This is a genomic window from Acinetobacter sp. Ag2, assembly GCF_001005515.1.
Lineage (GTDB): Bacteria > Pseudomonadota > Gammaproteobacteria > Pseudomonadales > Moraxellaceae > Acinetobacter > Acinetobacter bereziniae.
The window spans coordinates 22,469-48,945 of record NZ_LBNA01000051.1 but is presented as its reverse complement, the minus strand read 5'-3'; the positions used below and the strand labels follow the sequence as shown (position 1 = coordinate 48,945).

Below are 26,477 nucleotides of genomic sequence, written 5' to 3'. Positions count from 1 at the left end.
TGTGGTATTTAAGTTTTCGCGTTTAGGTATAGAATAGCCGGCTTGTTCATTGATTTTAGACCAGTTTAGGCAAAAAGGTTCAATATGTTTGCTGCCCTAGCACGTTTAAGTTTAGTTACACGTATTCTTATTGCCATCATTCTTGGTTTTTTAGTTGCGTATTTATTTCCAAATTCAGCCGGATATTTCAATATTTTAGGCGAGCTTTTTATTAAAGCATTAAAATCTATTGCACCGATTCTGGTATTTGTATTGGTTCTCGCTTCAATTGCTAATTTTAAAGTGGGTGGCGGTGCAAGCAATTTAAGACCTATTCTGATTTTATATGCCATCGGAATGTTATTGGCTGCGATCAGCGCAATAATTATTAGTACCTTATTCCCAAGTACACTCATTTTCACGCATGCCAGTGAAGCAGCTTTACAACCACCAGGAAGTGTGGCTGAAGTATTAAAAAATTTACTGCTGAGTTTTATTACCAACCCAATCACAGCACTACATGAAGCCAATTTTATTGGTATTCTCGCTTGGGCTGTTGGTCTAGGTGCTGCACTTCGTCATGGTTCGGAAACCACAAAACAAGTGATTACAGATGTAGCAGATGCAGTTAACAGTATTATTCGTATTGTGATTTCATTTGCGCCAGTCGGTATTTTTGGTTTAGTGGTCGCTACTTTTGCACAAGCTGGTTTGGAAACGCTAAAAAACTATGCACATTTGATTGCAGTCCTTGTGGGAACAATGTTGTTTGTTGCGTTAGTGATCAATCCATTGATCGTGGGTATTGTGATGCGTAAAAACCCATACCCTTTGGTACTCAAATGCTTAAGAGAAAGTGGAATTACTGCATTCTTTACGCGTAGTTCTGCTGCCAATATTCCAGTCAATCTTGATTTGGCGAAGCGTTTGGGTGTAAATGATACCACTGCCAACGTTGCGATTCCTTTAGGTGCGACAATCAACATGGCTGGCGCAGCAGTAACGATTACGGTACTCTCTCTAGCAGCAGTACATACCCTTAATATTCATGTTGATATTGTCACCATGGTTATCTTATGTATTGTATCTGTTTTATCAGCATGTGGTGCTTCAGGTGTTGCCAGTGGTTCTTTGCTACTGATTCCAATTGCATGCGGTTTGTTTGGGATTCCTTCAGAAATCGCAATGCAAGTGGTGGCTATTGGGATGGTCATCAGTGTATTGCAAGATTCAACAGAAACTGCATTAAATTCATCTACTGACGTTATATTTACCGCAGCAATTGACCTCTCAAAAAGGTAATTTGCCAAAAGTATGAAGAAAAGAAGGAATTATGCCTCTTCAATATTTACCAGCCTGGATTCAGCTTGGTGCTTTTATGCTTGCAGTCAATGCAGGCATAATTAATGTATTGGGCTTAATCACGGTTCTACACCAATCGATCTCTCATATGACAGGTAATGCCAGTTTGTTTGCTCAAGCACTGGTACATCAGCAATATAGTCATGTTGTTTATCTGCTGTTGATTATCATCAGTTATGTGCTGGGTTCAAGCTATAGTGGCTATATTTTAGGTAATAGTCATTTTCAACTTGGTCGTAGATACGGCATACCGCTGAGTCTAGTCAGTATTTTTATTTTTTTGTGTTGGGTATTTATTCCCTATCATCCGCAATACGCCTTACTTTGGGCAAGTGCCGCCATGGGTATACAAAATGCCATGGTGAGCCATTACAAAGGTACAATTATTCGTACCACGCATCTTTCAGGTGTATTAACAGATTTAGGATTAGCATTAGGCTATTTTTTCAGAGGGCTTGTGGTTGAAAAACGCCGCATAACTTTGCATTTATTGATTCTTTTTGGATTTATTCTGGGTGGAATCATTGCCAGTATTGTCCATCCTTATTTACAATTGAATGCATTCCTTATCCCTGCTGGATTAAGTTTAGTATTAAGCTTAGTGTATTGGTTTATTTATTTTCGGCATGGCTCGAAACACAGTTAATCGTTGGTTATTATTATGGTTAAAAACGCATTACAAGCGCAATTACTCAAAGCTGGCTTAGTTGATAATAAAAAAGCAAAGAAGCTTTCTAAGCAAGCACAACATGAACAGCGTACTGGTCAAAGTAATGAGGCTGAACTCAAAGCAAAAATTGAACAAGACAAACAAGAAAAAATCTCTAAAGACCAGGCACTGAATCAAGAAAAACAAAGAATTTTAGATGAAAAAGCATTGAAAGCATCAATCATCCAAATGATCAAGCAACATAAAATCAAAGATACAGATGGTGATGTTACCTATCAGTTTATTGATGGTTCAATTAAGAAAATTTATCTTAATCAACAAGTCTACAATGCTCTGGTTGCAGGTAGCTTAGTGATTGCACATGATCATGATGCTTATGCCATATTACCTAAAGCTTTAGCAGATCGTATCAATGAGAAAATGACTGGCTTTATTATTGTCAATAATTCTGAAAAGAATGAACAGGTCACAGATGAAGAAGATCCTTATGCAGCTTACGTCATTCCAGATGATTTAATGTGGTAATTTTGGGTCAAATCTGAACCAGTACAGATTAAAAATATCTGTCTTTACTTACAAAATGGATTGTGTTCTAAAATGCATTTCTTAGGCACAATCACCAATCGATATAAACACACCAGTGCAATATAAAGATATTTTGCCTGAAATCGCGATCATAAGTTACAACGCACTTTTTGAGTTAGACAGAAAAATAAGAATTCAACTTTGATTTACTTTTGCAAAATCAAATAAATATATAAGTGCGCAATACTATTTAGCGCTGTTGAATATACTTCTTGCTTAAACTGCTGCACAACTTTTGCAATATCATAATGTCCGTAGCTGACTTGCCAAATCCAGCTAAATTGCTCCACACAATACTGAGCCTTATAACCACGAATAAAATCAACCATTATTTGTGTGGGCAGTCTAACTCTTCCTGCGCGACAAAAGTAGCAGCTTTAGGAAGAGTTTCATTAACGCGTTGTAGCGCTTTGTTTTCAATTTATTATGCCAAGCACGCAAAGTTTCAGAGGTACAACCGATTTTAGATGTAATTGCTGTAATTACAGTCCAAGTAGAAGTATAGTCTTTTTTAGAGTCAGACACTAAGCTTACTGCCCGTTATTTGATTTTTGGGGTGTATTTTAATTTTGTCATTATAATACTCTCTTAATAAAGTTTGTCTCCAACAATCTCGGTACCGTTCAGCTTTGGTATTAACCTTGCTATTACTGGAAAGTAAAGCGTAAAATATTTAAAGTTTTTTGATAGGAATGTTGAGATTGAAGCCGAAATGAATTTAAAAAGTGATCAAATCGAATTAACTCAAGAAGAAGTTCATAAACTTGCAGATACTTTTAAGTTATTAGGCGATGCATCCCGACTCAAAATACTTTTGTTTTGTATGCGTGGACCGAGTTCTGTTGGAGAGATTTCTACAGCTCTTGATCTTTCACAATCATTGGTCAGTCATAACCTTAGACTTTTACGTTCAGCACGTTTAGTAAAGGGCAACCGACAGGCAAAACAAGTTATTTATCAAATAGCAGATACTCATGTGAGTCATGTAATTTCTGATATGGCTATACATATTGTTGAAGAGGCATGTGAAGACTTTTAATACAATTACGACAGCTAATTAAAAGCACAACCAATATATCCAATAGGGCAAATATGACGTATATAGATGCCAATATTAACTAAATTGGATGTGCTTATAACATTTTACAAGCATCATAAGATTTTTAAAATGTTATGAGTTTGAACAACAAGCATCTTTTTCAAATGCACTCAGGCGACAAAAGCATGATGCTTCAATTGGAATATCTGCTGAAGCAACAGCAATATCACGTTGTAAGGAAATTTCTTCAGCTTCCTTATCTCTCCCTAGTTTAGTTAAGCATTCATATAATCCATGCAAACTCCATACATTATTCGGACGGATGCGACGCCTACCTAACTTTTTATCCAAGCCTAATTCGATCCGATACTCTGTAGCAGCCACTTCATAATTGCCTTGTTCCATATTAAGTGCACAATATGCATGACGTACAGGTTGTAACCAAGCAGGAGGATCACTGTATGGAAGAGCATCTTCCAACTCAATACCTTCTCTTAATATCATAAATGCTTTTTCAATATTTCCTTTACGATATTCAAGCTCACCATGAATCATTTTTGTGGCAATATTAAGTGCATATATTTCTTTAACAGGAATTGAATTATATCGTTCTTCAGGCACAGCTGCTGCTGCTGCTTCGAATTCAATATGCGCTTGTTCAGCTTCAGGAATCCGTCTGAGTGCAGAGAACGCAATCCCACGAGCATAACTGATCATTGCTACAGTCGAACTATATAACTCTTTATCTTCAGGAAGTTCGAGTTCTAAAATTTCTTCCCATAGACCGAAACGGATCATTACATGGGGTAAAGTTGTACAATAACTCTCACATAAATTAGCCATAGGCGGTGAAGAAATACTAAGTACTTCAGGTGTGAGGATTTTGTTAATGCGATGAGCCATATCTAAAGCTTCTCGAGATTTACCTGCCATCATCGCACCATATGCTCCAACTATTAAATTGTGTGCCCTATAGGCGACGTACCAAGCATCTGGATTCATTTCTTTCGCAAAATATTTGTCATCTGCTCTAGCCGCATCTAAATTCGAGTAAACAACTCGTCGCCAATCTCCACAAGCGTTATCTATATGAGTAGACATATGCGCCAAATGTGAACCATCGGGAGATAAGCTACGAAGATTATCAGCAGCCGTCAAAGCAACCTCTGGGTAAGGTGACATTTCCATTAGGTGAATATATAAGTGGTTTAATACGGGGTGACGATTACTACCAGAGCGTGATAATGCATCTTCAAGAACTTTTCGCGCTTCCAATGTACCTGAACCAATAGCTTCCCCAGTATCTATATCCCAAAGTTGACGTGGACTAAGACACATTAGTGAGTCAGCGAATAGTGCAGCAGCATCAAGATCATCCGAATATTTTTGATAAAATGGTCTCATTGATTCAGCATAAGCTAGATTGAGCTTTTTAAAGTCATCTTCGTTAGTCGTCATAATTTTAGGAAATCGAGATGCTAAAGCATTAATCATATCTTTTTCAAAAGAAGTCGCATTTTTAACAGCGTTTTCTTTTGCCTTTTCCATAACTCTTTGAATAAATGGAATCTTAATTTCAAGATCTGCTTTATCAAATAATCGCCATGCTTTGTTGTAATTTGGACCTGACGCAAATGCAATTCCCCAGTATGCCATAGCGCAGTCGGGATCATATTCTGTAGCTTTTTTAAAACAATTGACAGCTTCTCCAGGGTTGAAACAATAGGTCCATTGTAAACCACGGTCAAACCATATTTGGGCATCAGATGATGTTGTTGTAATTTTACGGTGATAATCACCGAGATCATAATAAGTATCAGTCATTCTTGACTCCTTAATTCAAAATCCTTTAACAAAAGAATTTAATGGTTATGACCAGTATAAGGATTAATTTTTATAGCTTTCTCAAGCCTACAAATACGATCTCCTAACCAGTCAATGGCAACAGTTAAATCCATAAATATGATTATCTATACATATGAATATATATTCATATGTATAGGATGTCAAATCAATATAATTTCATATCAATCTACTGAAAAACTCATACAGTAAAATAGAATTTGTCTTGATCAATAAAATTAATGTAATGAATATATTGTTAAATGATTTAAAGCTTTTATTGCCACGCTTTATATCAAAAGTTTAAATAGATCTGCGTAGGCGATGCTTCACTCTTGCGCTGCAAACAAAGCAGTGCTTTGTTCTTGCTCAGATGAAAGATGACAAAAATTTTTCGTTGAGCGAGTGGATATATCCTACTCCCCCACTCAACATAACGACATCCATGTCGCCTTACGATATAAAGACCATCTATAATTTAAAAATGCAAAAATAAATAAATCTATAAAAACTTCTAATAATTTGTATAAAAGCATAAAGTTTATTGGATATGAATGATAGAAATTGAATCACTTGTATGAATAATCAGGCGGTTTAGGTATAGATATAAGGCATAGTTTTTGCTTTTGAGTCATTTTAGTCAGAAGATATCTTGATCATTTTTTACTATGGGCTTGACTCAAAATACTCACAGATAATAGCCCAAAATCACAAAACTGAGTAAACAGACTGTCTCTGCGATTTCTATACTCGCACCAATCGTATCTCCTGTAATGCCATCAATTCTTTGAATAAATTTATGTCGGAGATAAATGAGCGTTAAAATAAAAATGATTGCTGTCGCTAATCCAACCCAAACAAAGTATCCGACAGCCAATAGACTGATACTAAAAATGATGATCGACCATGTTTTAGGGATGTATTGTGCAATGGTAGAACCTAAACCTCTTTCACGAACATATTCTGTGGTCAGAAATAAAAAAAGTGGCGTTAAACGTCCAAAAACCGGAAATAACACCAAAGCAGTGTAGAGTTGTTCTTGAAGTAAAACATACAATGCAGACCATTTAATGATACAAACAATGATCAGACTTAATACGCCGATTGGTCCACAGGCAGGGTCTTTCATTATTCTAAGGGTATTTTCTTTATCGCCAAAACCACCTACCCATGCATCGGCAGTATCTGCCAAACCATCCAGATGAAGTCCACCTGTTAACCAAATCCAGATCACCAGAATAAAAGTGCTTAATAAAACAACAGGTAAAACATGCAATAGGCTGGCTACTGCATAAAGCACTAAGCCAATTAATAAACCAACAACTGGATAGAATAATAATGAACAGCCATTCTGCTGCGGTGAAGGCATTTTTCTTAAATGAACAGGAACAATCGTTAGAAACTGCAATGCAATAAAAAATGGAGTCATCTACCATCCTCCAAAAGTTCCAGTTGCATGGTTTCACTGTCTAAAATAAAGCGATTTAATTGCCCTAAATCAGCAGTCATTTTTAAAATATCATCTAAGGATTGTTGCAGCGCCATACATTTTAATAACTTAATCACACCGCCATGTGTGACCACTAAAGCAGTTCGACTGTTTGATGCCAGCATATGTTGTTGAATCGAATACAATGCCTGATTGATTCGAGATTGAAAATCTAAATATTTTTCAGCATTGGGTGGGGTAAAACGAGTTGGGTACTGCCAAAAATTTGCCAAAAGCTCAGGAGAATCTATATAAATCTGTTGAACAGAAATACCCTCCCAGTCCCCAAAATGTATTTCTTGAAGCCGTTGATCCTGCATCAACGGAATCCTGACTTGTTGTGAAAAAGACTGAGCAAATTGTGCACAGCGTTTTAAAGGAGAGCTGAACACATAATCCCACTGTGTTTGAACTGAGTTTTGATCTAAGAATATGCTCTGGTGCATTTGCTGCCAGCCCAATTCTGTTAAATCATCATCAGTCGAGCCGCGCAAAGTATGACTTAACGTGGTTTCGCCGTGACGTAATAGATCAACCCTCAGTTTCATTTATCTGCTCTTGTTTTGAATATTTTAAACTTTTTCACCAATCACAGCAGCTTCAGCAAATGTTGCCATATTGTTATGTAAGCTACATGCGAGTTTAATGACCCCTAGTGAGGCTCCTGCTCCACTTCCTTCCCCCAAACGCAAATTCAATTTTAATAATGGATCAGCATTGAGTTCTTGTAATATACGCAAGTGACCATATTCAGCAGATTGGTGCCCAAACAACATCCACTGACGAACTGCAGGATTCAACTGAACTGCTACCAAAGCTGCAACAGAACTGATAAATCCATCCACAATCACAGCTAAACCGACTTGAGCACAACGAATATATGCACCCGTCATTGCTGCAATTTCTAAGCCACCGACTGCACAAAGCGCCTTAAATACATCACTTTTAACATAATTTTTATGCATTTCAACAGCATTTTTAATTATATTTTTCTTATGTATCAATTGCTCTTCTCGAATCCCTGTACCTACACCTGTTAATTGCTCTGCTGGTTCATTTAATAAAAAGCTTGCAACGGCTGAAGCAGCACAGGTATTTCCTATTCCCATTTCTCCAGCAATATAAATCGAAGCATGATTGGCAAAGGCTTTTTCAACACTTTTACGTCCTAAATCCATAGCTTGAGCACATTGTTCTTCAGTCATCGCCACTTGTTTTGCAAAGTTTGCTGTTCCTGGTGCAATACAGTGACGTTCAACACCTTGATATTCGTAAGCGTCTCCGACCGTACCACAATCAATCACTTGCAATGTCGCTGCATATTCTTTGGCAATCACACTGATACATGCGCCGCCAGTTGCAAAATTTTGCAGCATTTGTCGTGTTACCGCTTGCGGATAGGCAGACACATTTTCTGCCATTACCCCATGATCACCTGCAAATATTGTAATCCAAGGATGTTCAAGCTGTGGTTTAGGATTATTTTGTAGACTTGCCAATTGCACAGCGACATTTTCTAGAGCAGCAAGTGAACCCGTCGGCTTGGTCAATTGCGATTGACGTTCTTCAGCCTGTTGTTTCATCTCTGCACTTGGAACTTTGCATGCTTCTAACCACCAATTCATTGTTTTCTCCATTTCAATCATTTTTAAACATATAAATATCAATTAAATCTATGCTTTCGACCGCTAGAAATCATAGAGCTTCGTTTTTTAAAACCATTGGGAAACCAGCAACACAAAATACAACTTTATCAGCAATTTGCCCCAACTGCTGATGCAAACGTCCAGACTCATCAACGAATTTACGGGTGATTTCTCCCATAGGAACAACACCAAGTCCAGTTTCATTACTCACCAAGATCACTTGAGACTCTAATTTAGGCAGGATTTGCAGTAGTTTTTGACATTCCTGAATCTGTAGATTTTGATCATCATGTATTAACAAATTACTCATCCACAAAGTTAAACAATCGACTAGAATCAAATGCCCTTTTTGATCATTTTTTTCCAATATATCCGCAAGATAATGTGTTTCTTCAATCAATTCCCATTCACTTGGGCGTTGCGACTGATGGTGAGCTATGCGTACTTGCATTTCCTGATCCCAAGCTTGGGCAGTCGCAATATAGATCACTTTTAAATCTGAATCTTTTGCAATCTGTTCTGCAAGTTTACTTTTTCCAGAACGTGCGCCCCCCAAAATTAGTTGCAGCATGGATTCTGCTCCAAAGATACTTTTTTAGTATTTGAGTTGAGTGAATAGTATTCTAAATCAAATAATTTGCCTTGTAGATCGTTTGCTTTATAAAAACCAAAATGCAGTTGATCTATCGTGATTTCAAACTGTTGTTGCTGTGTCATTTCAATTTCTTCTAAAATTTGTTGTGATGGAAACTCTGCTTTATAAAGCCCTAGAGTAATATGTGGACAATATTGTGTAGGTGCTATTTCTTGGGTTGAGTAAGATAAAATTTTTTTAATATTGCTTAGGCTATTTTGATCATCATGAATATCAACAAAAAGTGCACTGCTAAAACTATTTATCTTACCCGTCTTGAGTTTAAAAGGTTGAAGATTACTTTTCTTTAAATCTTGCAGATGCTGTTGTAATTGTTTGAATTGGAAATCATCATCGAATTGTGGAGATAAATCTGTTAAAAACCCACAAATATATATCGTGATATGAAATTGTCGTGTGTTGGGATGAAATAAAAAATTTGAAAACTTTTGTCTCAATTGATTTAGATAATCAACTAAGGCTGGATGCTTAATTTCAATGTACCATAAAGCGTAGTTTTCCCTCCCTTTGTGCCACTCAGGATAATCATATGCTTGTGTTGCTACAGTGGTACTTTGGGAATGTAAAAACATGTTAAAATTCACATTCGTTTGAATGACTCTATTAAAGCATGGAATCCACTGATTTAATTGCTAAATTGCATGAGTGTTGTTCAATCAAAAGAGAATTTTATTCAATTTAATTGTTCAAGCTTACTTTTAAAATCTTTCATTGACTCAAAATAATCATCTGCCATGTCCAACATGCGCTGATTTGGCGCTTTAATATCTCGAATCAAAATAGCTACACCACTTGCATCATGTGCTGAACGAAGCCCATTTTCTGAATCTTCAATCATAAAGCAGTTTTTTGGTGCTAAATTGAATTTTTCACACGCAGTTTTAAAAATTTCTGGATGAGGTTTTCCTTGTAATACCTCATCACCACACACTAAAAATTTAAAATAATGCTCAATATTGGCGATTTGAAGGTATTTCTCCGCAATCTCCCGCGCACTTGATGTAGCGACTGCCATGGGAATCTGACGTGAATACAAATACTTCAATGTTTCGAGTACACCCTCTTTTAATGGCACGCCATTTGACTCAATCATTGCCAATTCAATTTGAGCTGCACGTTTACGAATCTGCTGATAAGGAATATTTGCGCCATAAAATTGCTGTGCTAAAAGTTCAGAGCTTGACTCATTAAGCCCTAAGCATTGCATTAAATAATCCAGTGAGAATTCAAGCTGCATAATGTCTAAAGAGGATTGTTGTAAAGCTTTAAATCTAAGCCGTTCTGTATCCAGTAAAGTGCCATCCATGTCAAAGATCGCAGCTTGAATAATATGTTGATGAAACTTCACACTTGACCTATAGAAAATAAATAAAAGGGAGACGTATATCTCCCACACATTAAAATAGCAAACTATTGAATATTATAGCATTGCTTAAGCTTTAAATAATCATAATAATAACTCTTGGTTTTATAACGCGCATAATCACATTCTTGTTTAAAACTGATTTCTTTTTCGTTATACAACATTTTCAACAAAGTTTGACCTTGTGAATTTTGATAAATATCCCACTGCACATTTGCAGCCATTGGAGAGATATCTTCACCACGCCATGTGCTGTTGTTGTAATTAAAAGTCTGTGAAAAAGGCACAGATTGCATCATGCCTTTCAGTTCCAAACTGGTGGCTAAAGGAATAATGATTTCAGCGTGGGCAAAACGAAGTACAGCAATATTCTTTTGACGCTTATTGATCACATCATCTACTTGTTTAAATAAATCTTGCTTGAGCGACTGCGCAATTTCAGTTGTGATGGCTTTGCCCGCATCAAAACTCGGTCCTTTACTATAGAAATCATTGGCATCATTATATTGTGCATAAAACTTGGCAGCATCAATTGGCATATATTTGCTAAAATCTGTAGCGCCTAGTTCGTCTTGCATTCCACCCGTAATAGAATATAACTCATATAAATACGCCGCCGCATCTACTGCACTTGTAATGGTATTTTTACCTTTGCCTTTTTCAGTAATTTGTTCACCTTGAGGACTGGTGACAGTAAACGATCCTGTATTACTAAAGGTATAGCCAGCTTGCCCCAGTTTTTGAATAAACGTTGCTTTAAAAATAGGTGTTAACACCGCTGTTGCGATTTTTTGTGCATTATTGTCTGCGCTTAATTCTTTAAGCTTTTGTTTTAAACTTAAATCATTTTCTTCATAATCTTGGTATTTCAGGCTTGCATCATAGACTTGCTTTTCTAAATCCGTTTTGATGTTGGCAAGATCATCCTGTGCATTCAAACTGTGAAAATATAAGTTAAAGCGACTTACACCACCATCTGCGATACTCGGTACAGATCCACTGTTTAAACTTTGATAACTCGCAGGTTTAATCGAACTCTTTAAATTCGGTTGCTGTTTTAACAATTCATTGCTAAAGAATTTTGCACTGTCTACGGCGCGATCTACGCCCGAACTTACGATTTGAATGGTTTTGCCCTGCTGACTGGCTTGATTAAATAAGTCAGGTAAACGCTGCAACAGTCGATCTGCAATTCCACGATGTTCTTTAATCCCGATCGATGATTCATTGCCATAACCATATTGGCGGATGCCTTCTACACCATAACCCAATAGAATATTGGCTTTCATCATTGCTTCTAGATCAGCACCAAGTTTTTCGCCCAATGGCGTTAAAGCATTTTCTTGTTTGGCTTTTAGCCACATGTTGTAAAGTGCTAGATCATATTTAATACTCGATAAACCACGTGAGCCATGTCGTGCAACAAGTTCAGTAAAAACTGCCTGATAGCCAGCAGGTTGAGCTTCATAAGTGCTTAATTTCTGTTGCGGTAAATAAGGTTGTTTGGTCTGCAAATATAAAGATGTAGTTGTCTGTGGTGGCGTTGTAGTTGAGTTCCTATTATCCGTATCATCATTACAGGCAGTAAGAAATAAACCAGAGCTCAAACATATAAATAAAGAATGTTTAAATTTTAAATTTTTCATCAGCAAAGTGTCATATTGGACTAAATGCCGAAGAAACTAGTCCAATAATATGACACTGATATGACTTTATCGATATTATTTTTCTCTATTCCATTTAAAAACAATGAAATAAACATAAAATACGGCAAAAATACCAATCAATAAATAATATGGAAAAATTATGTTGAATTGATACAGTGCTGTACTCAACAAAGGTGCAACCACTAAACTCAACGCTTGTACCATCGTACATAAGGCTGCTATTTTCGTTTGATCATGGATAGAGACCGACTGTGATGCACCTGTGGTAAATGCAGGCATTAAACACGCTACGGCGATCCCATAAAAAATATAAGCAAACTGAAAGATGATGATCTGTTGGCTATATATCGACATCAACAACCCTATCAACATTGCCGATAATCCAGCCACCAATAAGGTTTGCAATGACCATTTTAACCATTTTGAAATTGCCACTTGCATAGCAACCAATGCAATACCAACCATTAATGAACATTGCGAAAAATACAATGCACTTTGTTCAATACTGAACTTAAATTTATCTTGGATATAAAAGCCAGCCGTTAAATTCAGGGTAACAATGGCGATGTACAAACTGAATCCTAAGATTAGCCAGATAAAAGCTTTGTTTAACGTATGTTTATTTTGATTCTTTGCTTGATACTGCTCATCAATATCTAGTGGTTGATTGGCTAAATCTGTAGGGTTTTGATGCAAATTTTCTGGAAATTCGACCGAATTTTGATTATTTTTTTGGTAAAAGCTTACGATCAATATACTCAAGGTTGCGAGAATCACCACAGCCAACCACATGGGAATTAAGATCCCATAAACGATCAATAATGTCGTTAGAAATGGTCCTAAAATTAATCCTAAACTGTTGAATGCACCAAACTTTGCCATCATTTGGCTACGTTGTTTTTCTTCTTCATATCGTGTCATCACATAACTTTGTAAAGCAATCTGTGGCATTGCCATAAAAATACCTGTACTGCTACGACTTAATAACAGTAAAACAAATAACAGCCCTGCTGGTACACTATAATGCAATCCATAACTGAGTACACCTGAGAACAGTCCCCATGTGATGGTCATACCAATAAAACCTAAACTGAGTAAATAATATTGATTTTGTAATTTAGTTTTTTTTGAGATCCAGATTGCCGTTAAACTCATCAACAAAGCACTTGCAGAAACCAATAAGCCTGCTTGAAGTTCTGACATTTTAAGCTGCCGAATCAAGGGGGCAAGCAAAGGCAAAATCATGGAAAAACTCATTCCATTTGCTAGACTTGCAGCTAATAAAATCGTATTGTTTTTATTCATTTAGACCTTATTCAAATATCACAGTGAGCAGATAACCAAATACATTATGCAATTGAGACGCATTTCCATATTGATCAAATTAAAAAGCCCCTTTTACGTGATTGACTGGCAAAAGGGGCTAGAGGTTTAATTAATATTTCACGCTATAGCTTAGACCATAGGTACGACCTTGTGCTGGTAAGCTTGAGATTGCACCATAAACAGTTGAAACAGCTTGGCTATATACTGATTTATAATCTGTATTCCAGACATTATACACACCAAATCCAAGTGTCCCAGGTCCAACTTTGGCATTAGTAATCACATCCATCGTTGTAAATCCTTTAATCTCAGCGGGTGGACGAGTTGAGCCACTGTCGATCGCATCTTGACGCGCTTTGTCTGTCCCACCTATGGCTAAGGCTTGTACTCGCACACCAATGCCATCATCAAACTGCCAATCTGAATAAACCGTTCCTTTTAACGGTGCTATCCGTATAGCATCCAATTCTTGCCATTTACCTTGAGTATTCTTATATTGCCCAGTGGTATATGCTGCTGTTCCACCGATAGTCCAATTCGATGAAATTGGATAAGAGAGATTGGCTTCTGCACCATACACACGTTCATCCGTGTCAATAACCTCTATAGCATAATTCGGTGGTCCAAATTTCAGACTTTTGTCTGAATCATTATAAAATGCAGTAATACCTGCATTTAAACCTTTGGTACCTTGAATTCTCCAACCCAATTCATAGTTATTAACTTTAATTGGATCAATTGTCTGACTACTTACTACAAAGTTTGCAGGTACATCACGCAGCATACGTTGTATGTCTGGTAAATTTGAACCTTGTGAGAAATTGGCAAAAACTTGTTGTGCATCGGTCAGATGATAGACAGCACCAATATTAAATAAAGTTGCATCATGTTTAACCGTTCCACCATTTAAGGTTTTTGCTTGATAAGTTGGCACTATCTCAGCGACGACTGCTTCTGTATAAGGTGTTGACGAATCAACATCACTTTCAACGCGCTCATATCTTATGCCCGCTTGTAAATCAATACGGTCGGTAATATCCAATTGGCTTTGCGCAAAAAAACCCAGCTTACTGGTTTCTACATCTGGACCGAATTGATAGCGCTTAAGCGGTTTAAAGGCTAAACCATTACTTCCCATAAATGTGGCTAAATCATAACGTTGCATATCCTGACGGTCTTGCTCATTTTCATAATCTACCCCATAGGTCAGACCTAACTTACGACCTTGTAAATTAAAATCCTTTTGTAAAGCCAGTCGAGCCCCCCAAACATCAATATCTGTATCAGATTGATAGACTAAATAAGTGCTACCTGGCGTTGGCAATGCATTATGAGCAATTGGATTCGCTGCTGGATACCAACGAGCTTGCTCATTACGATAATAGGCTTCAGCATTTAAAATCTGCGTAAAGAAGTCATCATTTTGGTATTGGGTATTAAAACTATAGCGTTTGGTTCTTGGCTGATCATCAAGCTGTAATCCTTTAACGGCTTTTTGGCTCGGTTGTGCGCCAAATAAGACCGCAAGTCCTGGACCATAGTCTGGTCCATAATCACTGTCTTGTTCATCGTTGTAATATTGACCACCAAAACTGAGACTTTGACCATCGGCAATTTTCCAAGTCAAACGTCCATTCACATCTATGGTTTCAGTATCTTGACGATCCGTCTGCGCAACTTCAGGTCCGACTCGATCGCCATGACTGTCTTGGATTTCACCACGTTTAGCATAGCCAATACCCAGTGTTCCTTTTAGAGCGTCCTGATTGAATGAAATGCTTTGTGATGCTTCATAAGCCATTGCATCACTTTTAAAATTGTTGCCAGACGTGACACCGACTTTAGTTTCAAAACTTAAAGGTTCTTCGCCACCATTTTTTGTGATGATATTGATGATTCCACCTGTTGCGCCAGAGCCATAAATACTACTTGCGCCAGAAACCACCTCAATTCGCTCAATCATAGATGGGCTAATGCTATTGAGTTGTCGTGAACCATCGCGATAACCTGTTTGAGGTACACCATCAATCATGTATTGGACCACACGCCCACGCATCGTCATACCATAGTTTGATGTTGTACCCGTATTCGGCGTTAAAGACGGTACCAACAAGCCTAAAATATCTGCAGTGCTTTTACCCGCATTTGCTTGCTTTTCGATTTCAGCATGATCAATGCTATACACTGTTCCAGCGATTTCGGAAATACTTTTTGCAGAGCGTGTGGCGGTTACAACGATGGGTGCCAAGCTTTTCACTTCTGATACAGTATTGTCATTATTATTCGCAGGCTCTTGCGCATAAAGTTGAGTACATACAGCTAAACTTAAACAGGTCAGTTGTATATGTATTGATTTTTTTCTCATGAGTTATCCTTCCATAATCTTTGATTTTGGATTTATTTGCGTTTTTGAAATAATGAGATGCGATAAAATTACACTCACTACAGATGCTACGGCCAGTACAATATAAAAATTGCCATAACCTAATGATTTGGCCAGAAAACCTGAGCCTGCCCCACCAATGAAATAGACCAACAATTCAAAACACACCAGAATTGTAAAATCAGTTCCTGCTTGTTCTTTTGAGCTATTTTGCATAAAGTATGCATAGAGCGAAGTCATTGCAATATAACGAATTGCCAAAAATGCAATGACAAAAATTCCCAATAATAAATGCCACTGGTTTAACCAACCGAGCAAAATAGCAAGTCCCAATAATCCGTAGATTAAAGTTCGTAGCCAGCCCGCCCAAACCAGTAACTGTGTTGCCTTTATTTTTTTCAATAAGAGTGCTGCTGAAACCGCAGCCAACAACCCCACACCTGCACCCACTACAGACATCAATACTCCAATCTGTGACAGTGACCAGTGTTGATCAATGAGCATTGGGTTAAGCATTGCCATTGCAGGTGCTTCGACAAAGCGATAGCAGACAATTAATAATAAAGCCCAACGAATTTCTGGTCGTTTAAATGCGCGAATCAGGCTTGGAGGATTTTGCGCAATATGTTGTTCTTTGGGTTTTTCTTTGATTTGAAACACAGCCAGCATGGTTAAAGCTGTCATCACCGCTAAACACGTTAATGCTGTTTGCCAACCATAATATTGATAGAGCCACAATGTCGCCGCACCACCAATCATACTCCCGATGGCAACACCAATACTCTGCGCCATACTGCCAAAGCGATAATCTTGTTCAGAGAAAGCTTCAACGGTATAGCCGTCTATGGCAATATCTTGCGTTGCCGCAAATGTTGAAATCCATAGTCCAATCACGACAAACACAGCCAAACCATATGAAAACTGGGTAAATGCCAGTGCCAATACACCCAGGACCAAAGCAATTTGCGTGAACAGCAACCAGGTTTTTCGTTTTCCTAATTTTTTAACATATATTCGATCAATCAACGGCGCCCAAAAAAACTTAAACGCCCATGGAATATATAACAGTGACAACATTCCAATCCAGCGTAAATCAACCCCTTGATGCCTTAAAATTGCAGGCAGTGCCACATTGTAAAAATACAAAGGCAAAGCATGTGCTAAATACAGAACAATCACAACACTCAAGCTTAATATTGAAATCTGCTGTGTCATTGATGTATTTTTTGAATTATCTATGTTCTGCATATCCACCTCTGCACAGCCCACTGCAGTGCATCACAACGATCCAACGTGACGTAATAAGGAACACGCCAAGCCACATGTAAAGCTGGTGAATTCAGGCGTTGTTGATCTGCATCATCAAGCGCAATCCGCACCAATCCCACACAATATTTAAAAAATTTGACTTTATTTTTTTTATACCAAGCGGCTTGAACTTGGCGATATTCCTCTGGGAAAGTCGTACCATCTAGACTTTGCATCACCAGTGCAAAATTTTGTTGATGATGCAAAAAGTTTTCAACTTCTGCGAGCCACTGCTCAAATTCAGCAATTGATACATCTTTTGAAAACGTCATATCCATAATTTGAATATGTGTAGACTGGTAACTCATATGGAGGGTTCAACTCGCTCTGTTTGGTTGGGAAATTTCTTTTGCGCAAGATATTGCTGGGACTGCGTAAGAAAATCACCAAATTTTTGATAAAAGGTCTCTCTAAAACAATAATACAGCATGGCATCTTTTTCAGGCATTGGAATTATACCCTGAGCTTCATAGCACATGTCTTCTACCACTGCTGCATAAGGTTTGACTTTAGAGTCAGGTTCACCCACGATTTTCAGAGATGCTGCATTTTCAAAAATATAAAAGCTTAATAAACGCATGACCGCTCTTAAATAACCTTTACCAAATGCTGATTTTTCACCAAAAAGTAGATGCCAACCTAAATCTAATTCATGTCCCGAATAATAACGCCCCAATCTATCACGTTTTCCTTCATAAATTTCGGTATAACCTACATCTTGCCCGTCTACACCGACAATTAACAAACGATGGTGGTCGTCAGCCAATTGTTTTTCAAAATATACTTTGAGCTCAACTTCAGACTTATTCAATTGCCACTGCGGAATTACATGCGGTTCATGCATCCACTTATGTAACAGTGCCATATCATCAGGATATTTCACTTGGCGCAGATAAAATTGTGTACCATTTTCATAGTATTCATAAAAATCAGGTAATTGGCGTGATAGTGTTTTCATTAATGTCACCTTGATAAAATTCATTAATTCAATATTTAAGATTCATTTTCAATGCTATACAGACAGACTTGCTGAATGCTTTTGTGTTAAATGCTGTTGTTGCGATTGTTGCTCTGCCCACTGTTGTAATGTGGTTGGACTGACAGGATTGGCAATTAAATCTAAAAAGACAGGAACAGGACGCTCAGCTTCATCGTTATAACTGGTGGTAAATAAACGCACCCGATTTAAGCAGATCTTGTCATATTGGCTTCTAAACATTGCAAATTTTTCAATACGTGCTGAAAGCTCAGGGTGCTGTTGATGAAATTCAGCAATCACATCCGAAATTGTTTGCCAGAACTCTACTTCGTTATGTGTTGGAAAGTCCTGTAGAAATACATTACAGATATAACGGTAATGCACCATGAACAAACCTGTAAAAATAAAGTGACTAAGTTCCAGAGCCGAATGGCGAAGTAAAATTTTTCCTTCTTCTGGAAGTTCTGAAAGCTCAGGGAAGTCTTCATCTACCAGATTAATATCATCAATAAAGTCTTTCAGTACCATGGCTTTGGGTACACCATTTTCGTGAATTAGCATGGTATTTTCACCATGTGGAGAAAATGCAAGACCATATTTATACAAGCAGATCAGTAAGGGTTTTAAACTGACTGTTGCGAATTGTTTTAACCATGCCAAAGGTGTTAGACCAGATGCTTGAACAAGCACATCTAGAACAGATCTGCCTTGAATATCACGATGTAATAACGCAGCTTGGGAGAGTACTTGCTGATGATCTGCGACATAAGGATCGATACTTTCACGCCACAAACAGCCAAATAACTCCTTGAATTGATAAGGCGCACCTTCGATTTGGTCATAACAAGGCTGCTGAATGGTTAGCGTCGCAACTTCACCTAGAAAAACCACGCCAGATTTTTGTAAATCTGCATCTTGTTTGAGTAAATTTTTTAGCCAAGCCGTCACAGCTGGCGCAGCTAAATTTCGTTTTGATGGTAATCCTCGATAAACTGCTGTATTAAAAATACTTACTGGTAGTTTAATGTAATGACGTTGTGTGTTTGATGTATTGCATAATGTACGAATAGATTGCATTGGTACATAATCATCTTGACCAATATCAAGCTCTACAATTCGCTGATGGACAATTTCGTTGCTATAAGTCGGTACAATCCATTGGTGCCATTGCCAAGCATGTACAGGGATTAAATAATAATCCTCTGCATTCAAAGCATGGCTTTGCATTGTTTCACGAAATTTATTCAGTTCCTCAGCATCAAACTCATACAGATAAAGGTCACCTGCTTGCCATTCAGGTGTTGAACGAAATTCAGCCAAATCACGATGTACAGCTAGCCAGAGTAATTTGACTTTAGGTGAGACTTCGGGTGCAGCACTGAGGTAGTCGTCATAACCAAATCCCATACGCCCTTTGCTCATAATAAGCCATGGATGTCCACGTAACATCCCTTCAATCTTATGGTGTGATTCTGTGAGTACCGCTGTACTATTTAAGCGATTTTCATCAAAGACATGCGCTTCTGCCAACCACGTATTATTCATTTCTTTGATCAAATAAGCTTTGGTAAAGGGCTTTACTTCGGCTTGATTAGAAAATGCTGCAATAAATTGATGCAGATTCCAAGCCGCTTGGGTGGAATCTGCATTCAAATCACGTACTGAGCCTTCTTCAATCAACCAATGTCCTAACAAATATTGTTTGGCATTAAACTGATAACGGCGGTCATCCAGCGTCAACTGAAATAAATCACCGCCTAAGTTTTCAGCCTGAATAATTTCCTCATATAAAAATTCAGCAATTGCCATTTCGATTAGGCGTTGTCCTGCACTCCGCCACTGCTTTTGATTAATTTGTAACTGTGCAAAACTCATATGCTTTTCTCAATATTTGAATATCTTTGTGGGTTTTGTTTATGCTGAGAACTTTGTGGTAAAGTTGCTGATGTCATTTTCAGATTTTTTGCCGAATGCTCAATCTCATTAGACGGTCTATATGACTGTACTGCTGGATTATTCTGAATCGCTTGTACTTGTGGATTTTGCAAAGGATCAAAATGCTGGAAACATTGCGACTGTTCAGGTAGGTCATATAAGGCATAACCCAATAACTGATTAGCAATCGTTGCCGCACGATATGCACCCAAGCCCAAATCAGGTGTGCCTACACCATGACTGTGCATTTCCATATTTTGTACATAGATTTCGCCAATACCTGTATATGCAGTACGATAATCAACTGTAATATCCCAATGTCCCTGTGCATTGGTTTGAATATGTGGTTTAACATGCTTGAGAAATTCAAACTCTGGACTTATATAGCCTGTCGCGCAGACAACATAATCACTGTCAATACTGAACTGATTTAAGCTGACACGATCCTGAAAAATCAGTTTGATTTTCCCTTTATCTGTCAGCGCAGCATCAATTAAATTCGATTGACTATGCAAATGTGTCGCAAGTTGTTGATTGGCAATATTTCGATGGTACAACTTTTTATAAATTTCTCGAATGGTCTGAGCACTAATACCTTTATAAAGATAGGCTTGCTTCGCTAACTGCACATCCTTACTTAAATCATCAAATTTATAAAAATGCTGAATATAATCTGGACTAAAGTGTTCCAATCCTAAAGGCGTATATTCCATCGGGAAAAAGCCATTGGCACGTGTCAACCAGTTTAAGTTAAACTGTGGTTTAGACACTTGATCAAATTGATACTGTCGATCAAATAAATCTAAAAAGATTTCAGCTGCTGACTGACCCGAGCCTAAAACCACCACATTGCCTTGCAAATCTTGCGTTGAATGTTTCAGATAGTCTGCTGAATGCTTGCAACGTTCAGGATACGCTTGCATAAACTTACGCACACATTGTGGTACATAAGGAACATTCCCAGCACCCAATACAAGATTTCGACAATTGTAGCGTTGCTGAATACCATCTTGGTGCACAGACACTTCAAAACCATAGCTTTTCGGGATGATATCCGTCACTGTAGACAGATACTGAATACATTCAAGCTGATCAGCAACCCATTGACAATAATGGTTATATTCCTTACGCGGAATATGTGGCTGCTCAAGAAAATAAAACTTATATAACCTTTGCTGATCTTTTAAATAATTGAGAAAACTAAACGGACTGGTTGGATCTACCATTGAGACCAAATCTGCCATAAATGGAACTTGCAATAAGGTATTCGGCAACTGCATACCTGCATGCCAATCAAACTGTTCCTTTTTTTCAAAAAAGAGATATTGCAAATCAGATTTTTTGTGTAACAGACTGGCTAAACTTAAATTAAATGGACCTAAACCAACAGCAATAAAATCAAGCATAGATCGCATCCTTCTGTTTAAGACACAAAGGATTCGGCAATTGAACATAAACTGATTGCTGTTCAACAGGTGCAATCAACTCAACTAATTCATATAAACGCGTCAGCAAGTTACCTTTATACGGCAACGTAGGCTGATATAACAAAGCATGTAATAAAGTGCTTTGAGGATACTGTTGCAGCAAATCAGATAACTTATCCTGCAAGACATGTATGAGTCTTTGCTCTGAAATACTGCCAGTCGCGCCAATTGCATTAATAATGCCGAAAATAGTATTGCCAAAGAAATAGTAGCTAAATCTTTCATCTACAAAAGATTTAGGTCCAACAGCATGTGCTTTTTCATCAAGTTCAGGAAACTCTTTTAATATTTCAGTTGCATATTCTTCGATATAGTAAAAACCTTGATTATCCCTCAACCATAAATTTTTAGGATAGGCATTTTCTAACTCAACCAAGACATTCTGTTGATGGGATTCAAATGCCATGCCGTAACGATGATAGAGATACATCATCGGCACTAAACTGATTTCCAAGAATTGCTTAAACCAATTCAAAGCGATCTGTTCAATATTGTGCTGTGGTTCAGCTTGGGCAATGTTTTCAAATAAATGATCAAAACGATTTAAATCCTTCTCAGGATGATCCTGACACAAGGATGCAATACAGGTAACCTGCTGCTTTTTATCAAAAGGTTGATCTCTAAAAATACAAATGGTTTCATTGACAATATTGCCATCTAGCTTTAAAGCAGTCCAAGCGGGATCATTTACGGCTTTGAGTGTAGGACAATGTTGAACAATTGACTGCCCCATCTGCCCATGCCACAAACGATGCGTCATTTCACCACGATGACATTCTTTGGCTAAATTAATTCGAATTGAGTTGGTGATCATCACCGATAATGAAGGCTTAACCATCCACGGCGCAGCATAACTTGCTAAGGTTCTTACTGAAGTGGTTGCTGAAAATTGCCAAGCTTTTTCGCCAAAATCGATTAACTTATGTTTAGCTTTTAATTCTTTATACCAGTCTTTACTTTGTAAATATCGTGCTTGCCAAGGATGCAAAGGCAATAACTTATAATTTGAATAGGTATTTAGCAAAGTGATTTCAGCTTCATTTAAATACCAATGTATCTCTTGCCTAAGTTGTGAAGTGATATCCTCTGCACACGAAGCATTACTCTCAGCGACATATTCTGGTGCAACCAACCAGTAATACAACTGAGTTTTACCTTGATGTTCAGGAGAAAATTTCAACCAGTCTTCATGGATAAATCCCAACCTACTTTTTGGCGCAGGATGCATACTATGTCCAAGAATTAATGCTTGTTCTGATTGAATGAAGTCCTGTTTTGCCTGAATTAAACGATCAAAATCAGGCTGTCGATGTGTTAAAAACTGAAGCAATGCATCTCGACTTTGAATCCACTTTTCGACCAGTGATGCGCAATCCAGTGTTTGTGAAGCATTTTGTACCAACTCTTCTAACAGCAAGCTGACCATCGCAATTGCGCTAAACTGTTGTATTTGTCCTTTAGTGAAGACTTGTGGAAGTCTGGCAATTCTGTGTCTGCCAACAAAACTACTATATGACAATGGAACAAATAATTGAGACTGAATTGATTCCAAAGGAATTATTAACAACGTCAAGCCTTGGCTAAACGTGAGTTGAGTAGAATTTTGTTGATATTTTTCAAGTAAAATTCCACTGCCTGTTTCTTGTGAGTATGCATTGATTAGGTGCTGCATCGCCAATCGGCTGGCAAGCTCTTTCATCTGACCATATCCTCTGTACAAGACTTTTTACTGCACTAAAAAGTTCTAAATTTAATTTATGTTTTTTTTTGGATCATGCTGTCATGCTCAGCACAAATCGATCTTAATGTTAATAATTCTCATTTAAGAATGCAATTTTGTATTTTTCATGTATTAGGATAGTTAATTTGATGATTTTATGCATTTTTATCATACATCGTATTTTTTTCGATCATTAATATCTTAAAATTTTCAATTGTAATAAATGATAATATTCTCATTTAGGATTGAGAGATTTCATGAAAATTTTCATTAAATTGCATTATTTGTATAGTTTGTTGTTCAATATCAAAAATTAATTTAAAAAGTAGAAAGAAGAAATGAATCGAAATGGAAAATGTGTATTGGGTTTAAAATTATAAGTCATCTTGGCTTTTTTTGCGGCACTCAATATTTCTTCAGTTTTAAAATCAGCTAGATTGGCATTCAAGATTTGAGCATCAATAACATCACCTTTCTCATTGACCCAAAATTCAAGCTCCACAAAATAATTTGTTTGTTTCGCTGTTTGGTGAACATATTCAGCATCCTCAGGACTAAATTGAGGGCTGACAGGTACAATCCATTCGGGCTGAATTCTCGGAGTAAAGAATTCATCTTTATCTACGACCATACCATTTTTCCCCATAATGAGTCGATTGATGAAGTTATATGCATAAGCGGACTGTAAGGACAAAATTACCGTAAAAAAAACCAAAACTGTTATTTTATTTTCCATAAGATTGACCTTGTATTTTTATTTTGAAATCATACAGTTAATAATTAATATTATCTGAACTATCTTTCACGGAAATGATGATATAAAAATATGGACCATTTTGAAAAAGATATGATTGATTAAAATTTAAAGAAAACCTGATTTCACAAAATCCTATAACTTCATCTATCATTTTGTTCAATCTTAGCGATATCATTTACAAGCTACATCCAGAATAAATAATACGGCAGGATTGTTGGTTAGCTAAAGAACAAAACATTAGTGCAGCTTCTTTCGCCTTATCCTCTGAAACATTATATTTAATTTCAGATTTTTGACCGCCATTGATTGGATCAGCCACAGCAACACAACCATTTTTATAAGTATGGGATACCTCACACTTCTGTACAGCATGTTGCCGACATGCTGTTAATGCATCAGCTTGTGCTGCATCTTTCGATGTATGGTTTTTTGAGAAACCAACTGAACGTCCCTTTAATTCTCTGCCTTTTTCTTCTGCAATCGCTCCCCATAAGTTTTCAGCCATAGGATACAATGTTGGATTTTGATTATAATTTCCACCACCTCCGTTAGGAATCGGCGCGCAACCTTGAACACCTTGCCCACCAATTGGATAATATCCTGATGGACAATTGCCTTCTGAATAAACATTGGTAATTGCTAAAAAAATAATAAGACCAGCAAAAATAGGAAATTTAAAAATCTGATGACTAGTCATGATCACTTTATCTATTCCTTTATGAAAATAATCTCTAGTAAAAAATTATTCATCTTTAATTTTATCAATTTGTCATTGATTCATCATAAATCAAAAAAATATTAGCAGCACATCAAGCTACAAGAATCATGTAATTTTTTATATTTATTCATGTTAGTTCTATTTTAACGATGAATATAAATCGACCTAAAAAACTTGCTTTTCCTTTAGATAGGAGAAAGTTTGAACTGATGGCTATTCTGCTTGTTCAAAAAGGAGATTTTAAAAAATAATTAAAAATATCATGAATAACATTTTTTTAATTCTTCGCTAAAGAAAGCTTAGATATCCAAAACATCTACAAAATTTGCACCCAAAACCTGTGCCAAATCTTGTGGCTTCACGCCAATATCCAGACCTCGTTTTCCACCACTGACATAAATTTTTACTAATGACGCTGCACTTGCATCTATGACGGTTTTTAAGCGTTTTTTCTGACCAACAGGGCTAATGCCACCGACTAAATAGCCAGTTAAGCGCTCAGCATCTTTAGGATCTGCCATATGCAATTTTTTACAGCCAAAAGCACTTGCCACTTTCTTCAAATTCAGTTGATGATTCACTGGAACAACAGCGACAAAATAATTTTTATCATCAGTCACCATTAGTGTTTTAAACACTTCTTCAACGTTTAAGCCTAGTTTTTCCGCCGCTTCTAAGCCAAAACTCTTGGCGTTCACATCATGTTCATATTCATGGATAGAAAATTCAATTTTATTTGATTTTAAAACTTTACAAGCAGGTGTCATATGATCAACAAGATATGGAAATTAAAAAGATATTGAAATTATAGGACGATTGTTAAAATTTTTAAATTCGTTTTCAACATTCGTCGCTTAAAATTATCGCTTGTAAAATCTTGAACAACCTGATTAAAATTACCACAAAGACTTTATTTTAATAGAACAATGCCATCTATCTATCAATTAAAACCAGCCTTTCAAAACTTACTCCGCCCCTTAGTACAATGGCTTTTTAAGCGAGGTGTAACTGCCAATCAAGTGACACTTTTTGCGATGTTTATTTCATTGGCTTTAAGCATTTTTTTATACTTATATTATTTGAATCATCCTGTGAATTGGTGGTTGTTATTGTTTCCGTTGTGGATGCTGATTCGAATGGCTTTTAATGCAATTGATGGCATGTTGGCACGAGAATTTAATCAACAATCCAATTTAGGTGCTTTTTACAATGAATTAAGTGATGTCATTGCAGATACAGCACTCTATGTCTGTCTAATTGCTTTTGCTTTTATCCATGCAAAATTACTGTTATTAGTGGCTTTCCTTGCTATTTTAAGTGAGTATACAGGTGTCATGGCACCTCTGATCGGTCAACAACGTCGTTATGATGGTCCTATGGGAAAAAGTGACCGTGCATTTTGGTTTAGCTTAATAACTGTGGTCATTGTATTTTTCCCACTGTTTAATACAAATTTACAACTACTCAGTTTAATCTGTAATGGCATACTCAGCCTAATGGGTGTGTTACTCGCTTTAACAATCTATAACCGAATTAAAAATAGTTTAAAAACAGCTTCATAAAATAG

Annotated in this window: 25 protein-coding genes; 5 read left to right on the top strand and 20 right to left on the bottom strand. The window is 37.0% G+C overall.

Translation table 11 applies throughout. From position 1 onward, the window contains the following. Nucleotides 1-84 precede the first annotated feature (84 nt). The 3 genes from sstT to AAV97_RS12040 are packed head-to-tail and all read left to right on the top strand — an operon-like array spanning nt 85 to nt 2,536. The gene (gene sstT / locus AAV97_RS12050) at nt 85-1,281 is read left to right on the top strand and encodes a serine/threonine transporter SstT (protein ID WP_005031697.1); all 1,197 of its coding nucleotides are present in this window, start codon (nt 85-87) and stop codon (nt 1,279-1,281) included. A gap of 31 nt (nt 1,282-1,312) precedes the next feature. Continuing rightward, nucleotides 1,313-1,987, top strand: coding sequence for a YoaK family protein (locus AAV97_RS12045; RefSeq protein WP_005031699.1), 675 nt, complete (start codon nt 1,313-1,315; stop codon nt 1,985-1,987). Nucleotides 1,988-2,002: 15 nt separating this feature from the next. After that, nucleotides 2,003-2,536 carry a DUF2058 domain-containing protein gene (locus AAV97_RS12040; protein ID WP_009586922.1) on the top strand — a complete coding sequence of 178 codons (534 nt, stop codon included), beginning with the start codon at nt 2,003-2,005 and terminating at the stop codon, nt 2,534-2,536. Between the two features lie 206 nt (nt 2,537-2,742). Here AAV97_RS12040 and AAV97_RS12035 read toward each other — a convergent pair whose 3' ends face one another. Further along, nucleotides 2,743-2,925, bottom strand: a complete 183-nt coding sequence (locus AAV97_RS12035) for a hypothetical protein (protein WP_035301542.1) — start codon at nt 2,923-2,925, stop codon at nt 2,743-2,745. A 383-nt stretch (nt 2,926-3,308) separates the two neighbouring features. On the opposite strand from AAV97_RS12035, the gene AAV97_RS12030 reads away from it, so the two are divergent. After that, nucleotides 3,309-3,635 carry an ArsR/SmtB family transcription factor gene (locus AAV97_RS12030; protein WP_009586893.1) on the top strand — a complete coding sequence of 109 codons (327 nt, stop codon included), beginning with the start codon at nt 3,309-3,311 and terminating at the stop codon, nt 3,633-3,635. 132 nt (nt 3,636-3,767) lie between these two features. Here the strand turns inward: AAV97_RS12030 and AAV97_RS12025 are convergent, their stop codons facing one another. The 19 genes from AAV97_RS12025 to ybaK form a co-directional block, all read right to left on the bottom strand. Next, complete coding sequence (locus tag AAV97_RS12025; protein ID WP_046760687.1) at nt 3,768-5,459, bottom strand: tetratricopeptide repeat protein; 1,692 nt, start codon at nt 5,457-5,459, stop codon at nt 3,768-3,770. Nucleotides 5,460-6,165: 706 nt separating this feature from the next. Beyond that, entirely contained in the window at nt 6,166-6,906 is a 741-nt protein-coding gene (locus AAV97_RS12020) for an adenosylcobinamide-GDP ribazoletransferase (protein ID WP_009586897.1), read from the bottom strand. Continuing rightward, a complete protein-coding gene (locus tag AAV97_RS12015; RefSeq protein WP_046760686.1) occupies nt 6,903-7,514 on the bottom strand; it encodes a histidine phosphatase family protein in 612 nt (203 codons plus the stop codon). Before AAV97_RS12015 ends, AAV97_RS12020 begins: the two co-directional genes overlap by 4 nt. 24 nt (nt 7,515-7,538) lie before the next feature. After that, nucleotides 7,539-8,591, bottom strand: coding sequence for a nicotinate-nucleotide--dimethylbenzimidazole phosphoribosyltransferase (gene cobT, locus AAV97_RS12010; RefSeq protein WP_046760685.1), 1,053 nt, complete (start codon nt 8,589-8,591; stop codon nt 7,539-7,541). Between the two features lie 70 nt (nt 8,592-8,661). Then, nucleotides 8,662-9,183, bottom strand: a complete 522-nt coding sequence (gene cobU / locus AAV97_RS12005; RefSeq protein ID WP_004830628.1) for a bifunctional adenosylcobinamide kinase/adenosylcobinamide-phosphate guanylyltransferase — start codon at nt 9,181-9,183, stop codon at nt 8,662-8,664. Then, on the bottom strand, nt 9,171-9,839 hold the full coding sequence (locus AAV97_RS12000; protein WP_046760684.1) for a 2'-5' RNA ligase family protein: 669 nt from the start codon (nt 9,837-9,839) through the stop codon (nt 9,171-9,173). The genes cobU and AAV97_RS12000 overlap by 13 nt, the downstream gene beginning before the upstream one ends. A gap of 101 nt (nt 9,840-9,940) precedes the next feature. After that, nucleotides 9,941-10,615, bottom strand: coding sequence for an HAD family hydrolase (locus tag AAV97_RS11995; RefSeq protein ID WP_046760683.1), 675 nt, complete (start codon nt 10,613-10,615; stop codon nt 9,941-9,943). A gap of 62 nt (nt 10,616-10,677) precedes the next feature. Then, on the bottom strand, nt 10,678-12,276 hold the full coding sequence (locus tag AAV97_RS11990) for a histidine-type phosphatase (protein WP_046760682.1): 1,599 nt from the start codon (nt 12,274-12,276) through the stop codon (nt 10,678-10,680). 75 nt (nt 12,277-12,351) lie between these two features. Further along, nucleotides 12,352-13,602 (bottom strand): MFS transporter, encoded by a 1,251-nt coding sequence (locus AAV97_RS11985; RefSeq protein ID WP_046760681.1) that lies wholly within the window; start codon nt 13,600-13,602, stop codon nt 12,352-12,354. A 130-nt stretch (nt 13,603-13,732) separates the two neighbouring features. Continuing rightward, nucleotides 13,733-15,988, bottom strand: a complete 2,256-nt coding sequence (locus tag AAV97_RS11980; protein ID WP_046760680.1) for a TonB-dependent receptor — start codon at nt 15,986-15,988, stop codon at nt 13,733-13,735. A gap of 3 nt (nt 15,989-15,991) precedes the next feature. Continuing rightward, nucleotides 15,992-17,254, bottom strand: a complete 1,263-nt coding sequence (locus AAV97_RS11975; RefSeq protein WP_046760679.1) for an MFS transporter — start codon at nt 17,252-17,254, stop codon at nt 15,992-15,994. Further along, entirely contained in the window at nt 17,242-17,622 is a 381-nt protein-coding gene (locus AAV97_RS11970; RefSeq protein WP_004830621.1) for a hypothetical protein, read from the bottom strand. The genes AAV97_RS11975 and AAV97_RS11970 overlap by 13 nt, the downstream gene beginning before the upstream one ends. Then, on the bottom strand, nt 17,619-18,272 hold the full coding sequence (locus AAV97_RS11965; protein ID WP_004830620.1) for a GNAT family N-acetyltransferase: 654 nt from the start codon (nt 18,270-18,272) through the stop codon (nt 17,619-17,621). The genes AAV97_RS11970 and AAV97_RS11965 overlap by 4 nt, the downstream gene beginning before the upstream one ends. Nucleotides 18,273-18,326: 54 nt before the next feature. Beyond that, a complete protein-coding gene (locus AAV97_RS11960) occupies nt 18,327-20,168 on the bottom strand; it encodes an IucA/IucC family protein (RefSeq protein WP_046760678.1) in 1,842 nt (613 codons plus the stop codon). Beyond that, the gene (locus AAV97_RS11955; RefSeq protein WP_046760677.1) at nt 20,165-21,634 is read right to left on the bottom strand and encodes a lysine N(6)-hydroxylase/L-ornithine N(5)-oxygenase family protein; all 1,470 of its coding nucleotides are present in this window, start codon (nt 21,632-21,634) and stop codon (nt 20,165-20,167) included. The genes AAV97_RS11960 and AAV97_RS11955 overlap by 4 nt, the downstream gene beginning before the upstream one ends. Continuing rightward, nucleotides 21,627-23,414, bottom strand: coding sequence for an IucA/IucC family protein (locus tag AAV97_RS11950; RefSeq protein WP_046760676.1), 1,788 nt, complete (start codon nt 23,412-23,414; stop codon nt 21,627-21,629). Before AAV97_RS11950 ends, AAV97_RS11955 begins: the two co-directional genes overlap by 8 nt. Nucleotides 23,415-23,748: 334 nt before the next feature. Then, a complete protein-coding gene (locus tag AAV97_RS11945) occupies nt 23,749-24,171 on the bottom strand; it encodes an energy transducer TonB family protein (protein ID WP_042088704.1) in 423 nt (140 codons plus the stop codon). 196 nt (nt 24,172-24,367) lie between these two features. Continuing rightward, nucleotides 24,368-24,889: a DUF4189 domain-containing protein gene (locus AAV97_RS21435; protein ID WP_416202227.1), complete on the bottom strand. Its 522-nt coding sequence runs from the start codon at nt 24,887-24,889 to the stop codon at nt 24,368-24,370. Nucleotides 24,890-25,209: 320 nt separating this feature from the next. Then, the gene (gene ybaK / locus AAV97_RS11935) at nt 25,210-25,677 is read right to left on the bottom strand and encodes a Cys-tRNA(Pro) deacylase (RefSeq protein WP_004830613.1); all 468 of its coding nucleotides are present in this window, start codon (nt 25,675-25,677) and stop codon (nt 25,210-25,212) included. A gap of 159 nt (nt 25,678-25,836) precedes the next feature. On the opposite strand from ybaK, the gene AAV97_RS11930 reads away from it, so the two are divergent. Then, a complete protein-coding gene (locus tag AAV97_RS11930) occupies nt 25,837-26,472 on the top strand; it encodes a CDP-alcohol phosphatidyltransferase family protein (protein WP_009584918.1) in 636 nt (211 codons plus the stop codon). The last annotated feature ends 5 nt before the right edge of the window (nt 26,473-26,477 follow it).